Source organism: Kitasatospora sp. NPDC086791 (genome assembly GCF_040685975.1).
Lineage (GTDB): Bacteria > Actinomycetota > Actinomycetes > Streptomycetales > Streptomycetaceae > Kitasatospora.
On the sequence record NZ_JBFBOC010000002.1, the window covers coordinates 562,889 to 578,608 of the forward strand.

Consider the following 15,720-nt stretch of genomic DNA (forward strand, 5'->3'; position numbering starts at 1 on the left):
GGGGGAGACGCAAGCGGAGAGCGCCCGGGGGATGACAGAACGGTACCGAGCGGCGCCCGGTGGGGGCCGGTGGGGAGAGCAGCGTGCGGATTGGGGGGAGGGGATGCGGGTGGTGAGCCGGCTGCGGCGACGGGCGCGGGCGCGCCGGTCCGACCGGGGCGCGGTGGCCCTCTTCGTCGCGATCTGCGCGGCCTACGTCGTGCTCGTCATCGCCCTGGTGATCGACGCGGGCGGCCGACTGCGGGTCGCCGAGCGCACCGACGCCTACGCCCAGGAGGCCGCGCGGGTCGGCGGACAGCAGCTCGACCAGGCCGCCGTGCTGCGGGGGGCGGGCTTCCGGGTCGAGGAGAAGTACGTCCGGGACGCCGCCGACGCCTACCTCGGCCTGTACGGCCTGAAGGCCGGCGACATCGAGTTCTCCGGTGACGGCAAGGTCGTCACCGTCACCGTGCAGGCCGACTACCGGCCGGTCCTGCTGGGCGCTCTCGGGGAGCGGAAGGTAACGGGCAAGGGCAGTGCGACCCTCGTCCACGGAGTCGAGAAAGCGGAGACCGACTGATGGCCGCGCCACGTGCCAAGGACCAGGCCCGAACCGCCCAGGCCCGTACCGGCCGGGCCGGGGCCGCGCATCGAGGCGGCGGGGGCGCGCGACGACCCGCCGCCCCCGCACCCCGACCGCCCCGCCGTCGAGGCCGCGGCGGCGCCCTGATCACCGCGCTCGGCGCGCTGGTCGCCCTGCTCGTCCTGTTGTTCGGCGTCCCCGCGCTGCTGCTGTACGGCACCCACGCCGTCGCCGGCATGGGCGAGGTCGCGCCGGGCGGCGTGGGCGAGGCGCTCACCGGTCCGGACGACGGACGGCTGTTCCTGTGGGCGCTGGTGGTGGTCGGCTGGCTCGCCTGGGGGTGCTTCGCGCTCTCCGTCCTGCTGGAGATCCCCGCCCAGCTGCGCGGCCGGATCGCCCGCCGGATCCCGGCCTTCGGCTGGAGCCAACGGCTCGCGGCCGGGCTGGTCGGCTCGGTGCTCGCCCTGCTGCCGGTGGCCGGTTCGGCCTTCGCGGCCGTCCCCGAACCGGCCCACGCCCCCGCCGTCCAGGCGCAGTTGACCCCGGGCGTGCAGCGCGCCGCCCTGCCCGCCGCGCAGGCCGCGCCCGCGCCGGCGCCCGCCGCCGAGCAGCAGCCCACGTACACCGTGCGGGACAGCCGGCCTGCCGACAGCCTGTGGACCATCGCCGAGCGCCAACTGGGCTCGGGTGAACGCTGGGTGGAGATCGCCAAGCTCAACGACGGCCGGGCGATGGACGATTCGGGCACCCGGTTCGACGCCGACCGGCCGATCCAGCCCGGGTGGGAACTGCTGATGCCGGCGGACGCCAAGCCGGACGCGGCGAAGAGCCCCGCTCCGGCTCCGGCTCCGGCTCCGACACCGGCTCCGGCTCCGGCCCCGACACCGGCTCCGGCTCCGGCGGGCGGTGCGGCACAGGGGGCTCCGCAGGGCACGACGCCGCAGGCCGGCACCGAGCCCGGTGCGGGGGCTGGCGGTCAGCGGACCGTCACCGTCCAGGCCGGGGACAGCCTGTCGGCCATCGCCCAGCGGGAGTTGGGCGACGGCGAGGAGTGGCCGAAGCTGTTCGAGGCGAACAAGGGGGTGCAGGCACCGGACGGGGAGCAGCTGACCAACCCGGACGTGGTGGTGCCGGGGATGGTGCTCACGGTGCCGGGGGCGGCCGCCGCGCCCGCTCCGGCCCCTGCTCCTGCTCCTGCCCCTGCTCCGGCACCCGCACCCGCTCCCGCGCCTGCTCCTGCGCCTGCTCCTGCGCCGACCACCCAGGCCCCCGCGCCCTCGCAGGGCGCGCCGCAGTCGGCCCCGGCACCCACCCACGCGCCCGCCCCCGCCGCGCACGCCGACCCGGCCCCCAGCGACGACTACTCCATCGCCCTCACGGCCTCCACCGTCGGCGTCCTGCTCGCCGCCATCATGGTCGGCACCGTCGCCCACAAGCGCGGCACCCAGCAGCGCGTCCGCCGCCCCCGGCACCGCATCGCCATGCCCGCCGTCGAGGCCGCCGCCTTCGAGAACGAGCTGCTGGCCCGACAGGACCAGGCCGGACTGGAACTCCTGGACCGCGCCCTGCGCACCCTGGCCCGCAACACCGTGCGCGGCGGCAAGCGCCTGCCCGCCATCGTCGCCGCCCGGATCACCCCGGACCACACCGTCGAGCTGCACCTGTCCGGCCCGGCCACCCCGATCGCGCCGTTCCGCGCCGCGCACGCCGCGAACGTCTGGTGGTGCAGCGCCGACTCCGGCGACCTGCTCAACGCCGCCCAGGCCCGCAAGACCGCCGCGCCGTACCCCGCGCTCGTCACCCTCGGCACCTCGCCGGACGGCTCGGTGGTCCTCGCCGACCTGGAGGCCGTCCGGCTGCTCCACCTCGCCGGCCACCCGGACGACGCCCGCGACGTGCTGCGCACCCTCGCCATCGAGCTCGCCCACAGCCCGCTCGCCGACCGGCTCCACCTGCACCTGGTCGACCTCGCCGAGGAGGTGCCGATCAGCGGCCCGGCCGCCGAGCGGGTGCACCGCCACACCACCCTGGAGGCCGCGCTCGCCGCCCTCGGCCCGCGCACCGCCAAGGCCCGCGCCACCCTGGTCGCCGCCGAGGCCGCCAGCCCGCGCGACGCCCGCAGCCGGGGCCAGGCCGACGAGTCGTGGACCCCCGAGATCGTGCTCTGCGCCCAGCAGCCCGGCGGCGAGATCCCCGCCGAACTCGGGCGGCTGCTCGACGGCCGCCCGCGCACCTGCGTCGCCGTCATCACCCGCGCCCCCGAACGCGGCACCGGCCCGGTCGCCCGCTGGACGCTCCCGACCAGCGGCCAGGCCGCCATCCCGGGCCTGCACCTCACCGTCGAGCTGCAGCGGCTCAGCGGCCACCAGTACGACCAGGTCGCCGAGCTGCTCCGGGCCGCCGACGACAGCACCCAGCACCCCGCCCCGGCCTGGACCCTGGACGGGCCCGAGGACACCGACACCACCGAACTTCCGGCCGCGGTACCGGTGCTGGCCGCCGTCGGGGCCTCGGTCGGGGCCGCCGTCGGTGCGTCGGAGAGCGGTGCGGGCACCGTCGCAGGCCCACGGCTGCTGGCCCGGGTCATCGGCACCGGTGCCAGCCCGTTCGCGGGCACGGACCCGGTGACGCCGGCGCCGGTACCGACCGGGCCGGGATCGCCGACCGCGGGTTCGCCGACCTCGGGCTCACCGACCTCGGGATCGTCGGGGTCGGGATCGGCCGGTCCGGCTGCCGTTCCGGCAGGTCCGGCGCGGTTCGCGGTCAACGGGCAGGGGCGGCAGGCGGCGAGCGACGAGGCCACCCGGGACCTGCGGCGGCCGGGCGCGCCGGAGGTGGACGGGGCCGCCGCCGGGGCCGGTGACGAAGCCACCGGGGCGGTGGACACCCCGACGGCCGTGCTCGCCGTCCAGCCGGTCGTGCCGGTCGTGCCGGTCGTGCCGGTGGCGCCGGCCGGGCCGGCGCCCGTCGCGCCGGAGCCGGCGGGCGAGGCGGCGCCGTCCGCCGAAGCCGCTCCCGCTCCCGCCGCCGGGACCGCTACCGGGACCGCCGCCGGGCCCGGGCCCGAGCCCGAGGCCGTGGAAACCGGGCAGACCGGGGGCACCGAAGCCGGTGCCACCGCGGCCGCCGTGGAACCCGGCCCCGCCGCCGTCGCCCCGATCGCCCCCGTCGCCGCCGTCGCCCGGACCACATCCGGCCGCAGCGACAGCGACGACCTGCTGGCCATCCTCCGCTCCCCGGAGGCGCACGCCCCGCGCAACGCGCCCCGGATCCGGCTGCTCGGCCCGGTGGACGTCGCGGGCATCCTCGGCACCGCCTCGCCCGGCGCGCTGCCCCGGCTCACCGAACTCGCCGTCTACCTCGCGCTGCGCCCCGGCTCCGACCACCACGTCCTCGACCAGGACCTGCACCCCGGAGCCGCGCACCTCGACCCGCACCCCGCGGCCGACACCACGAGCCCGCTGCCGGCCAAACTCGCCGATCTGGCGGCCTGGTTCGGCACCTCGCCCGAGGGCCGGGCCTTCCTGCCCACCGACACCACCGAGGGCTACTCCTTCGCCCCGACGGTCACCTGCGACTGGGACGAGTTCCGCGGCCTCTACCGGCGCGGCATGCGCAGCACCAGTGCCACCGCCGACGCCGCCCTGGCCCACGCGCTCGCCCTGGTCCGCGGGGCCCCGTTCGCCGAGGCCCCGCCGGCCTCGTACGGCTGGGCCGAGGCCGAACGCCAGGACATGATCGCGGCGATCGTGGACACCGCGCACGAACTGGCCGCCCGCCGCCTGCAGTACGGCGACCACCGCAGCGCCGAGGCCGCCGTCTTCCGCGGTCTCGCCGTCGCCCCGGACGTCGAACTCCTGCACCGGGACCTGTTCTACGCCTACGCCTCGGCCGGCGCCCGCGACCAGCTCCTGCGCGCCGTCAACCGACTGGACGCCCTCAGCCGTCGCACCGGCCGCGACCTCGACGCCGACACCGTGGCCCTGCTGCGCGACCTGCTCGCGGGCTCCTGAGGGCCGCCGCCCCGGGCCGGGTCCGCGAGCCCGAGGGCGGCCCGAACTGCCGCCCTGAGCAGGGGCCGCGCGAATTCACCTGACGGCAGCGGTCGGCTCCGCGATCATTGACCGATGACCACGGAACCGGACCGTCTCAGCCTGAGCATCCTGTGCCCGCCGCCCGGCGAGGGCGGCGTGGAGGTCCGCCCGATCGTCAACGGCCGGGATCTTCTGGCCGAGGTGGTCCCCGGTGGCGTGGGAGGCTCTCGGTACCTGGGAGGAGGCCCCCGGTATCTGTCGGGCCCGGACGGGCCGTTGCATGCCACGGCGACGCCCCACGAGGTTCGCCTCGCTTGGTCCGGGTGCGGCTCGGAGGAGTGCTGTGGTGCCCTCTACCTGACGGTCAGGCGTGACGGGGATCACGTTGTCTGGGCGGCCTGGCGCGACCGGGCCAATCAGGACGTCGACCTGCCGGAGCTCCGGTTCGCCGCGGATCAGTACGGGGCGGAGGTCCGGCGAGCCGGAGCGGACCGCAGTGGGGAGTGGCCGGCGGGAGCGGTTGCGCGGCTGCTTGAGGCGGGGCTGAGGGGGCGCGAGGACTGGCTCGTCGGGTGGGACTGCGAGGTCGAGGACGTCTGGGCCTCCCGTGAGCAACCCGACCGAATCCACGTCCTCCTGAGGCATCCCCGGGACCGGGCCGATGCGGATCAGCTCCAGTTCGGGATCGCCCTCCCGATCTCCGCGGACGACCCGGCGGACCAGGCCGAGCACGTCGAAGCGCGGCTGACCGCAGGCGATCCCCGGGCCACCGCCGAGGTCTGGGGAGGGTCGCGTGATGCCGCCGAGCGACTGGGCTACCCGTGGCCGCCGGTCGACCCGCTGTTCCTGTGAACGTTCCTGCGAACGCGGCCGACCGGGCGCCCGGAGCACGTGCTCAGGCGGTGCGCAGCCAGCTGTCCAGGGTGGTGAAGTCCGCCTCGGTGAGGCCGCGTTGGGGGTCCACCCGGTGGAGGAGGGCGCGGGCGGGGGAGTGGGCCGCGACCCAGCGGCGGTCCGCCTCCGTGATCTCGTCGTCCACCCAGACGAACGGGCGGCCGGCGGCCCAGGCGACCAGGGTGCGGGTCTTCCAATGGACGCCGCCCGGCACGTCCTCCTCCTCCACGGGCCAGTCCACGACGGGCAGTTGCGGCAGGCCCAGCCACGGCGCGAGGCATTCGTCGGCGTCCTCCAGCCAGGTCGTCGCCCAGACCGGCCGGCACGGCAGACTCAGCAGTCGCGGCCCCAGTGCCGGGTCGACGCGCGCCACCAAGGGGTTCCCGCCCGGCAGCGCGTCGGACCCGTACGGGCCGCGGTAGGTGGGGTATCCGCCCGGCGGAGGGGCGCCGAACGGGATCAGGGGTCCGTCCACGTCGAGGAAGAGCAAGGGGTGGTCGGTACCGGTCATGACGGCACGATAGCGGGCACCGCGGGTGGCGTGGCGCGCCGATCGGCGACCCGGCCTGGATCGGGCGCGCCGGGATCTCGTAGGGTGGCGCGCACGGAGTGCGGTGGCAGGCACCGCACAGGCGAGGGCATCAGACGCCGCGGGAGCGGCGGGGCGGGGCGGTGACCACCACATGGCGGAGACGACAGCGGTTTCCGGAGGTCCCGACCCGGTAGCGGGCTCGGGCCCCTGGGACGCGGTACCGCCGGCCCCGCGCCTCCCGGCCGAGGCCCACCCGCCCGGGCCGGCCGCGCTCTACGAGCCGCCGCCCGCGCCCCCGGCCGTACCGGCTCCGGTTCCGGCGCCCGTGTCGGTGCCCGTACCCGGTCCGGCGCCGGTCTCCGCGCCTGCTCCGGTCGCTCAGGTGCCCGCACCGCCCGCCGCACCGCCTGTCCCGCCGGCCGTCCCGCCGATCGTCCCGTCGACCGGATGGACCCTCACCGGCCTGCCCGCCGTCGGTCCGGCGTCCTCGGCCGTGCCGCCGTCGGTCCCGGTCCCGGCCGCGGCGGTCGCTCCCGGCGGGCTCGGTGCCGCGCCGCGCGGACGGATCCTGGTGATCGAGGGCGGGTACGGCAACTCCGGCCGCCGCGCCTGGGGTCGGGGCGGCCCGGCCCAGGCGCCGGTGCTCTCGGCGATGCTCGCCGCCGTCTCGCCGCAGGTGCTGCTCGCCGCCGACGCGGTGGACGCCGTCCACCTCCCCGGCGCCGGCGACCCGCACACCGTCCTCGCCCACCTGCGCGCCGCCTCCCGGCACCCCGGGCCGCTGCTGGTCCACCTGGGCGGGCACGTGGTCGCCGACAAGCGTGGCGGCCAGCTCCAGCTGACCCTGCGCGACGCCAAGCAGGACGGCCTTCCCTGGCAGGCCGTCGCCGCGGAGCTGAGCCACCGTCCGGCCGAGTGGCAGACCCTCGTCATCGCGGACCTGAGCGCCGATCAGAACGCCTGGCCGTACCTCCAGGGCGCCGTCTCGCCGCTCAGCGCGGGCATCCCGCTGTGGGCCGTCGTCAGCCCGGACCCGGAGCAGATCGGCACCTTCACCCGCGCTCTGATCGAGGCGCTGCACGGTGGCCGGCCCGGCGCCGGCGAGGTGCTCGCGCCCGAGCAGCTGCGGCAGCAGGTGTACTCGGTGCTGCGGCCGGACGTGATCATCCTGGCCGCGCACGCCCCCGACCGTCCGTTCTTCCGCAACACCGCCCGGCGCGGTGACGGCCCGTTCGCCGACCTGCCGCCGGTGATGGACGCGGTGCCGGTGGCGGTGCCGGTGGCGGACACGGCGGCGGTCGCGGACGCGGTGCCCGCGGAGTTCCCACCGCCCCCGGCGCCGCGGCCAGCGCGGCCGCAGGACGATCTCGCCGCGTGGGCGGTGCCGACCGCTCCCGCCGTCCCGGTGCTCGCGGGTGGCCCGGTCAGCCTGGTCAAGCCGGGCGTGCCGCCGACCCCGCCCCGGCCGGCTCGTCCGGTCAGCCTGCTGAAGGTGGGCGAGTCCGTCGAGCCCGCCCGGGCTGTCGAGTCAGGCGAATCCGCCCAGCCTGCCGAGTCCGGGGTGGCTCCGGGCGTGGCCCTGCAGAAGCCCGCCCCGGTGGAGACCGCTCCTGCGGACACCACGCCCGAGGACATCACGCCCGAGGACACCGCGTCCTCGGCGGGCGTCACGCTCCTCAAGGGCCGGTCGGAGGACGCGGACGCGGACGCGGACGCGGATGTCGTCGCCGGGGCCGAACTCCCGCAGGTGGAGCGCCCGGTGGCGGTGGACGAGGTGGCGGCGGACCCGGTCGAGGAGACGGCGGACGAGGTCCCCGCCGACGAGGCCGGCGCTGTTCCTGACGATGCGGTGCCTGCCGACGCTCCGCCCGCCGAAGCCCCGGCGGACGGCCGGCCCCGTGCGGACTACCGCGAGGTGATCGGCCGGATCGTCCGCAGCGCCGACGCCGGGGACCACGCCGCCGCGACCGACCTGGCCTTCGCCCTCGAACTGGAGGCGATCGCCGAGCACGGCGCCGTCTCCGAGCCGGTCCTCCAGGTGCGCCAGGTGCGGGCGCACGTGTGCCGGCTCGCGGGCCGGCCGGCCGAGGCCGCGGACATCTACCGCGAGGTGGCGATGGCCCTGCTCCGCTCGCAGGGCCCGGACCACCCGGAGACCCAGCGGGCGGCCACCAACGCCGAGGCCTGCTGGCGCTCGATCGCCGACCGCGCGGAGGCCATCCGCATCGCCCCGGAGATCATCGAGCTGCGGGCCCACCTGCCGGGCCCCGAGGGTCGCAAGCTCCGCGCCGCCGAGCGCTACCTCACCCAACTGGCCGCCACCGGCTGACGGGTCAGCAGGAGCCCGGGGACGGGGGCAGTCGGCAGAAGGCACCAGCAGACGGAAACAGAAGACAGAAAACAGCGGACAGATAACAGATTTCGAAATCTGTTATCTGTCCGCTGTCGTTCGTCAGGTTCGTCAGCAGTCAGCCGCTACCGGGGCCGGCCGAGCCGCTGCCCGATCACCGACCGGCGATCGCGTGGACGAACTTGGCGGCGTCGATGGTGCCGAGGCCGCTCGCGAGGTCGTAGCCCTCGGTGGCGTTGTAGCCGGTGACGCCGCCCCAGCCGTTGTCGCCCTGCTTGACGTCCTTGATGCCGCTCCACTGGGCGGGCAGCAGGCTCAGGCCGTAGAGACGCCAGTTGATCTGGCCGAGGCGGTAGCCGGCGAGCTGGTCGGCGAGCGCGACGACGCCCGAGAAGATCGGGGTGGCCTCGCTGGTGCCGCCGGTGAGGTGCCAGCCGACCGCGGTCGGGTCGTAGGACTCGTAGGTCCAGGCCCCGCCGTCGACGGCCGCGCTCATGCTGATGTCGGGCGTGCCGCGGTGGTTGCCGGTGACGTTGGCGACGCCGGCCTGGTACCACGGGCGCTCGAAGACGCCGGAGACGCCACCGCCGCCGGCGCCGGACTGGTCGTGCCACACCTTGTCGTCGGCGGTGCGCTTGCCGGCGTCGTCCAGGGTCAGCTGGGTGCCGCCGATGGAGGTGACCAGCGGGTCCGAGGACGGCCAGGAGTTGACCTTGAACGGGTACAGGTCGGTGCCGTTCTCCTTGGCGTCGGTGGCGCCGTTGTCGCCGGAGGCGGCCAGCACGGTGACGTTGCGGTCGGCAGCGGCCTGGAAGGCGTAGCGCAGGTCCTTGATGGACTTGAAGTCGCCCTTGTCGAAGCCCGGGAAGGTGTTCTCGGTGGCGCCGAAGCTCTGCGAGATGACGTCGCCGCGGCCCTGCTTGATGAGGCTCTTCTCGGCGTCCATCATCTCGGGCAGGCCGGTGGTGCCCTCGGTCTCGGCGACGCCGGTCTCGACCAGGATGATGTGCGCGTCGGGGGCGACCGCGTGGGCGTACTCGACGTCCAGGGTGGTCTCGCCGGCCCAGCCGGTGTGGTCGGGGTTCTTCGGGTCGAAGACGGGGACGTTGCCCCACTTGACCACCTCGACGTTGGTGTCCGGGATGCCCCACTGCTTGTCGAAGACCTCCAGGTCGTGCTGGATGGTCGGCGAGCCGAAGGAGTCGACGATGACGATCGTGCGGCCCTTGCCCGTGACGCCCTGCTGGTACAGCGGGTTGAGGTTGTAGGCCTCGCGGTACTGGACCGGCGAGTAGCAGTGGATGCCGATCTGGCTGACGCACTGGCTGGTGGTCAGCGGGGCCGGGCGGGCCTGGACGTTGTGGTGCCCGAAGGAGGCGGGGCGGACGTGGACGCCCGCGAGGTCGTGCGAGGGGGCGGCGGTCGCGGTGCCGACGGCCGGTACGGCGACGGTGCCGGCCGTGAGGGCGGTGGCTCCGACGGCGAGCAGGGCCAGGGCGCGACGGAGGGAGGCGGGGCTGCCCATGGAACTCCTTGGGACGCAGGGCCCGACCGGGTCCGGTCGGGTCGATTGGGCCATCCCATCGAGAGCCACATGATCATGCCATAGTCCGTTGGTGGGGTCATACGATCAACGCCATGGTCATGCTCGGCCACGAGAAAAGGTAAAGGCCGTCCCAGGTGAAGGTAACCGCGCACCTGAGACGGCCATGTGATGACACGTCAGTGATATTCAATGAATATCAAGCGTATCCGCTGCTCGTCGCCTGTTCAACCAGGACCGGGACCACGGCGTCCCGGCCGGACGACCTCGCCCCGCCGACCGGCCTACCGGGCGCCGCCGTTGACGTACAGGGTCTGCCCGCTGACGTAGGAGGCGTCCTCGCTCGCCAGGAAGGCGACCACCGACGCGATCTCCTCCGGCTGCCCGACCCGGCGCAGCGGCGTCCGGGCGGCGACCTCGGCCTGCTGGTCCTCGGCCGAACTGCCGATCCGCTCGGCGGTGGCCGCGGTCATCGCGGTGGCGATGTAACCGGGGGCGACGGCGTTGACGTTGATGTTGAACGGCCCCAGCTCGATCGCCAGGGTCGCGGTGAGGCCCTGGATGCCGGCCTTGGCGGCCGCGTAGTTGGCCTGGCCCCGGTTGCCGAGGGCGGAGCGTGAGCTGAGCGAGACGATCTTCCCGTACTTCTGCGCCACCATGTACTTCTGCGCGACGTGGCTGCAGTTGTACGCGCTGGTCAGGTTGACCGTCAGCACCGCGTCCCAGTCGGCCTTGGGCATCTTGAAGAACAGGTTGTCCCGGGTGATCCCGGCGTTGTTGACCAGGACGTGCACCCCGCCGAGGTCGGCCGCGATCTGCGCGAACACCGCCTCGACGGCGTCGTAGTCGGCCACGTCGCACCCGTACGCCCGGGCGGTGCCGCCCTTGGCGGTGATCTCGGCGACCGTCCCGGCCGCCCGCTCGGCACTGAGGTCGACCACGGCGACCGCCGCGCCCTCCGCCGCCAGCAGGCGGGCGGTGGCCGCCCCGATGCCCTGCGCCGCGCCGGTCACCACGGCGACCTTCCCCGTGAAACGCGTCATGTGAACTCCTTGGAAGCCTTGGAAGAGTGTGGGTGGAGACGGCTGACGGATCAGGACGGACAGATGACAGCCGACAGATGATGAAAGCTGTCAGCTGTCACTTGTCGCCCGTCACGTATCAGCCGCCGGGTTGCCGGCCGTCGACTGCCGGCTGCCCGCTGTCCGCTGTCAGACGTTCTCGACCAGCACGGCCGTACCCTGCCCCACGCCCACGCACATGGTGGCCAGGCCGCGCCGCGCGCCGGTACGGCGCATCCGGTGCAGCAGGGTGGTCAGGATGCGGGCGCCGGAACCGCCCAGCGGGTGGCCGAGGGCGATCGCCCCGCCGCTGGGGTTGACCAGCTCGTCGGCCTGCTCAGGGTCGAACCCGATGCCGTCGGCGGAGGCCAGCGCCTGGGCGGCGAAGGCCTCGTTCAGCTCGGCGGTGTCCAGGTCGGCGAGCGACCAGCCGGCCCGCCCGAGCACCTTCGCCGTGGCCGGCACCGGGCCGATGCCCATGACGTCGGGGTGCACCCCGGCCGAGGCGCCGGCCACGTACCGGCCGAGCGGTCGCAGCCCGAGGTCGCGCAGCGCCTCCTCGCTGACCAGGACCAGCCCGGCCGCGCCGTCGTTCATCGGCGAGGCGTTCCCGGCCGTGACCGAGCCCCCGGGGCGGAAGGCCGGCTTCAGCCCGGCGAGCTTGGCCAGGCTGGTGTCCTCGCGGATGCCCTCGTCCTGGCTCACCGTCACCCCGTCCGGCCGCTCGACCGGGATCAGCTCGGCGTCGAAGTGCCCGTCCTTGCGGGCGGCGGCGGCCCGCTGGTGGCTGCGCAGCGCGAACGCGTCCTGGCGCTCGCGGGTGATGCCGTGCCGGGTGGCGACCTCCTCGGCGGTCTCGCCCATGCTGAGCACGCCGTGCAGTTCGGCCATCCGGGGGTTGGTGAGCCGCCAGCCGAGCCGGGTGTCGTAGGTCTCCATCCGGTGCGGCAGCGCCTCGTCGGGGCGGGGCAGGACGAAGGGGGCGCGGGTCATCGACTCGCAGCCGCCGGCCAGCACCACGTCCGCCTCGCCGGAGCCGATGGCCCGGGCGGCGAGGGTGACGGCCTCCAGGCCGGAGGCGCAGAGCCGGTTGACGGTGGCTCCGGGGACGGTCTCCGGCAGGCCGGCCAGCAGGACGGCCATCCGGGCGGCGTTGCGGTTGTCCTCGCCGGCCTGGTTGGCGGCGCCCCAGTAGACGTCGTCGATCCGGGCGGGGTCGAGGGCGGGTACGTCGGCGAGCAGGGCGCGCAGCACGGTGGCCGAGAGGTCGTCCGGGCGGACCGTGGCGAGCGCTCCGCGCAGCCGGCCGATGGGTGTGCGGCGGGCTGCGGCGAAGTAGACAGGACGCACGTCGTCGGGCTCCTTATCGAAAGGGGTGGGTCAGAAGGCGTTGACGCCGGTGAGGGCGCGTCCGATGAGCAGGTGGTGGATCTGGCTGGTGCCCTCGTAGAGGGTCATCACCCGCGCGTCGCGCAGGTACTTGCCGACCGGGTACTCGTCGATGAAGCCGTACCCGCCGAACACCTGGAGCGCGTTGTTGGCGGCCCGGACGGCGGCCTCGCTCGCGTAGAGCTTGGCGACGGAGGACTCGGTGGCGAACGGCAGGCCGCGCTCGATGTGGTCGGCGACCTTCCAGGTGAGCAGCCGGGCCGCCTCGACGTCCACGGCGATGCCGGACAGCAGCTCCTGGACGAGCTGGTGCGAGGCGATCGGCCGGCCGAACTGCTCGCGCTCGCCCGCGTAGCGGACCGCGGCCTCCAGGCAGGCGCGGGCGATGCCGACGCAGCCGGCCGCGACCGACATCCGGCCCTTGGCCAGCGCGGCCATCGCGACCGTGAAGCCCTTGCCGACCTCGCCGAGCCGGGCGTCGTCCGGCACCCGGACGTCCTCGAAGGAGAGCTCGGCGGTGGCCTGGCCGCGCAGGCCGAGCTTGCCGTGGATCTCGGTGCGGGTGAAGCCGGGCAGGTCGGTGGGGACCAGGAACGCGGTGATGCCCCGGTGGCCCCGCCGCTCGGGATCGTCGCCGCCGGTGCGGGCGAAGACCAGGGCGACATCGGCCCAGGTGCCGTTGGTGATGAACATCTTGGCGCCGTTGATCAGCCAGTCCGAGCCGTCCCGCACGGCCCGGGTGGTGAGGTTGGCGGCGTCCGAGCCGGTGCCGGGCTCGGTGAGCGCGAAGCAGGCGAGCGCCCGGCCCGAGGTGAGCCGGGGCAGCCAGTGCCGCTTCTGCTCCTCGGTGCCGAAGCCGTTGATCGACTTGCCGACCAGGCCGAGCGAGACCGAGACGATCCCGCGCACGGCCGAGTCGCCGCGCCCGAGTTCCTCCAGGACCAGGCAGTACGCGAGGTGGTCGCCGCCGCTGCCGCCGTACTCCTCGGGGATGGTCAGGCCGAGGAAGCCGACCTCCGCCAGCTTGCCGACGATCGCGCGGTCGACGGACTCGGCGCGGTCCCACTCGGCGGCGTACGGCACGATCTCGCGGTCCGTGAAGGCGGTGGCGAGGTCCCGGACCGCGCTCTGCTCCTCGGACAACTCCAGGTTCACGGCGGCTCCCGAATCCGGTGTCCAGGGCCCGGGGCCGGGTCCGGACCGATTAAACTAGCGCTGCAAGTTTTATGGGGGGACTGTAGCCCGCCCGGCCCGTGCTGGGAAGGGGCACCTGTCAGAATCGGTCCCCACCGCACCCGACCGGGGGAAGCCGGCCGGAGGAACCGGAGGAAGCCGCCGAGATGGCCCGCCCACGCACCCCGCTGCTCAGCCGCGAGCGCATCGTCGCCGCCGCGCTGCGGCTGATCGACGACGAGGGGCTGGACGCCCTCTCCACCCGCCGCCTCGCCACCGAGCTGTCGGTCAGCGGGCCCTCGCTCTACAACCACTTCGCCACCAAGGACGAGCTGCTGGACGCGGTGGTGGACAGCGTCATCGGCGAAGTCGACCTGTCGATGTTCGGGGGCGCCGGGGCGGTGGGCAGCGGAGCGGCCGCGGGGACCGGCGGGGCCGCCGGGGCTCCCTGGGCGGAGGCGCTGCGCGACTGGGCCCGCTCCTACCGGGCCGCGCTGGCCGCCCACCCCAACATCGTCCCGGTCCTCGCCCAGGGCCCGGGGCGGCGGCCGAACGCGCTGCGCCTGGCCGACGCGGTCTTCGGGCACCTGGTCGAGGCCGGGTGGCCGCGCGGCCAGGCGACCCGGATCGGCGCGCTGATGCGCTACTTCGTCACCGGCTCCGCGCTGGCCTCGTTCGCGGCCGGCTTCCCGGCGGACGCCGAGGTCTACGACGCGGCCGACTACCCGCACCTCGGCGAGGCGCACCGGCTGGCCGGACACCGGGGGACGGTCGACGAGGGCGCCTTCGAGACCGGTCTGGAGGCGCTGCTGGACGGGCTCTGCCTGCGCTTCGCCCGCCTGCCCGGGCAGCCCTGACGCCGCGTCGGCGGCCGCATCGGCCGCAGCGCCGGTGTCCGCGCCGGTGCGGACGGAGCCGTCCGGAGCGGAGCCGTCACCAGGCCTCGCGCGGGACGAAGGCCGGGCGTAGCGCCGGGTCCACCGGGTCGTAGTACCGGTGGTAGACCGGCGTCAGCCCGCCCGAGACCGGGGGCACGATCCAGCTCCAGTCCGCCGGGGTCGGCCGGCCGAGCCGCTTCTCCTGGGCGACGTGCCGGAGGAAGCGCTCCGACTCGGTGTGGTGGTCGGCGATCGTCACCCCGGCTTGCTGGAAGGAGTGCAGCACGGCGAGGTTGAGCTCGATCAGCGCGCGGTCGCGCCAGAGCGTGCGGTGGCCGGAGGTGTCCAGGCCCAGCCGCTCGGCGACGGTGCCGAGCATGTCGTAGCGGTCGGCGTCGGCGAGGTTGCGGGCGCCGATCTCGGTGCCCATGTACCAGCCGTTGAACGGCGCGGTCGGGTAGCGGACGCCGCCGATTTCCAGCGTCAGGTCGCTGATCGCGGGCACCGCGTACCAGCGCAGCCCGAGCTCGGCGAACCAGTCGTGGTCGGGGTGGAGCAGCGGCACTTCGAGCGTGGTGTCGTCCGGCAGTTCGTACCGGGCGGGGGGTCCGTCGGGCCGCTCCTGGATCAGCAGCGGCAGCACCTCGAAGCGGTCCTCGGCGCACTTCCAGCCCAGGTCGCGGGCCCGGGCGGTGAGCGCGGCGCCGGCCGGGTCGCCGACGAACTCCCCGCCGACCCGGTGACCGGCGTAGCGGACGAGCTGCTGGTTGAGGATGCGGGCGGCCGGGCGGTCCGGGCGGTCGGGGGCGAACACCGAGACCACCGGCCGGATCCGGCCGCCGTTGCCCGCCAGCCGCAGGTGCTCGAAGCACTCGGCGGCGATGTCGTCGGCCGAGGCGAGGTGGCGCAGGTCGCGGACCAGCAGGCTGCGCCAGTAGAGCCGGCCGATGCAGCGGGCGGCGTTGCGCCAGGCGAGCTTGGCACCGTAGGTGAGTTCGGCGCGGGTGTGCCGGTAGCTGCCGGTGCGGTCGATCTCGTCGAGGACGGCGCGCAGCCGTGGCCCGGGGGGCCCGGCGACCGGCTGCTCGTGGTGGAACTGCCGGATGAAGTCGGCGGCCTGGTCCGGGTCGGTGAACGGCGGCGGTGCGGACGGCGGTGGTGCGGACGGCGGGACGACCGACGGCCCCGGGCGCGCGGATCGGCCCCGGGGTGACGGCTGGTCCTGGGGCGTCGGGTGCGTCGGGTGTTCCGGTGGGGTCTGGTGGGTGTGGGTGTGGGCGTACGGGCAGCCGCCGGTCGGGGCG

The 15,720-nt window shown here is 75.1% G+C and carries 11 protein-coding genes; 5 read left to right on the plus strand and 6 right to left on the minus strand.

The genetic code is table 11. The features are described from left to right. Positions 1-103: 103 nt before the first annotated feature. From AB0Q99_RS06430 to AB0Q99_RS06440, 3 genes are all read left to right on the plus strand, one after another. The gene (locus AB0Q99_RS06430) at positions 104-559 is read left to right on the plus strand and encodes a hypothetical protein (protein ID WP_363569026.1); all 456 of its coding nucleotides are present in this window, start codon (positions 104-106) and stop codon (positions 557-559) included. After that, a complete protein-coding gene (locus AB0Q99_RS06435; RefSeq protein WP_363569028.1) occupies positions 559-4,575 on the plus strand; it encodes a LysM peptidoglycan-binding domain-containing protein in 4,017 nt (1,338 codons plus the stop codon). Before AB0Q99_RS06430 ends, AB0Q99_RS06435 begins: the two co-directional genes overlap by 1 nt. Before the next feature lie 114 nt (positions 4,576-4,689). Beyond that, complete coding sequence (locus AB0Q99_RS06440; RefSeq protein ID WP_363569030.1) at positions 4,690-5,448, plus strand: hypothetical protein; 759 nt, start codon at positions 4,690-4,692, stop codon at positions 5,446-5,448. Between the two features lie 43 nt (positions 5,449-5,491). Here AB0Q99_RS06440 and AB0Q99_RS06445 read toward each other — a convergent pair whose 3' ends face one another. Next, positions 5,492-6,001, minus strand: coding sequence for an HAD domain-containing protein (locus tag AB0Q99_RS06445; protein WP_363569032.1), 510 nt, complete (start codon positions 5,999-6,001; stop codon positions 5,492-5,494). A gap of 403 nt (positions 6,002-6,404) precedes the next feature. Here AB0Q99_RS06445 and AB0Q99_RS06450 point away from each other — a divergent pair, with 403 nt between their 5' ends. Further along, on the plus strand, positions 6,405-8,351 hold the full coding sequence (locus AB0Q99_RS06450; RefSeq protein WP_363569034.1) for a hypothetical protein: 1,947 nt from the start codon (positions 6,405-6,407) through the stop codon (positions 8,349-8,351). 175 nt (positions 8,352-8,526) lie between these two features. Here the strand turns inward: AB0Q99_RS06450 and AB0Q99_RS06455 are convergent, their stop codons facing one another. The 4 genes from AB0Q99_RS06455 to AB0Q99_RS06470 all read right to left on the minus strand — a co-directional run bounded on the left by AB0Q99_RS06455 (position 8,527) and on the right by AB0Q99_RS06470 (position 13,520). Further along, on the minus strand, positions 8,527-9,897 hold the full coding sequence (locus tag AB0Q99_RS06455) for a S53 family peptidase (protein ID WP_363569036.1): 1,371 nt from the start codon (positions 9,895-9,897) through the stop codon (positions 8,527-8,529). A 302-nt stretch (positions 9,898-10,199) separates the two neighbouring features. Next, the gene (gene fabG, locus AB0Q99_RS06460; protein ID WP_363569038.1) at positions 10,200-10,958 is read right to left on the minus strand and encodes a 3-oxoacyl-ACP reductase FabG; all 759 of its coding nucleotides are present in this window, start codon (positions 10,956-10,958) and stop codon (positions 10,200-10,202) included. A 168-nt stretch (positions 10,959-11,126) separates the two neighbouring features. Next, positions 11,127-12,326 (minus strand): acetyl-CoA C-acyltransferase, encoded by a 1,200-nt coding sequence (locus tag AB0Q99_RS06465; protein WP_363569040.1) that lies wholly within the window; start codon positions 12,324-12,326, stop codon positions 11,127-11,129. A 30-nt stretch (positions 12,327-12,356) separates the two neighbouring features. Then, positions 12,357-13,520, minus strand: coding sequence for an acyl-CoA dehydrogenase family protein (locus tag AB0Q99_RS06470; protein ID WP_363569042.1), 1,164 nt, complete (start codon positions 13,518-13,520; stop codon positions 12,357-12,359). A gap of 185 nt (positions 13,521-13,705) precedes the next feature. Here AB0Q99_RS06470 and AB0Q99_RS06475 point away from each other — a divergent pair, with 185 nt between their 5' ends. After that, entirely contained in the window at positions 13,706-14,395 is a 690-nt protein-coding gene (locus AB0Q99_RS06475) for a TetR/AcrR family transcriptional regulator (RefSeq protein WP_363569044.1), read from the plus strand. Between the two features lie 76 nt (positions 14,396-14,471). On the opposite strand, the gene AB0Q99_RS06480 is transcribed toward AB0Q99_RS06475, so the two are convergent. Continuing rightward, positions 14,472-15,521, minus strand: a complete 1,050-nt coding sequence (locus tag AB0Q99_RS06480) for a nitric oxide synthase oxygenase (RefSeq protein WP_363569281.1) — start codon at positions 15,519-15,521, stop codon at positions 14,472-14,474. Positions 15,522-15,720: the final 199 nt, after the last annotated feature.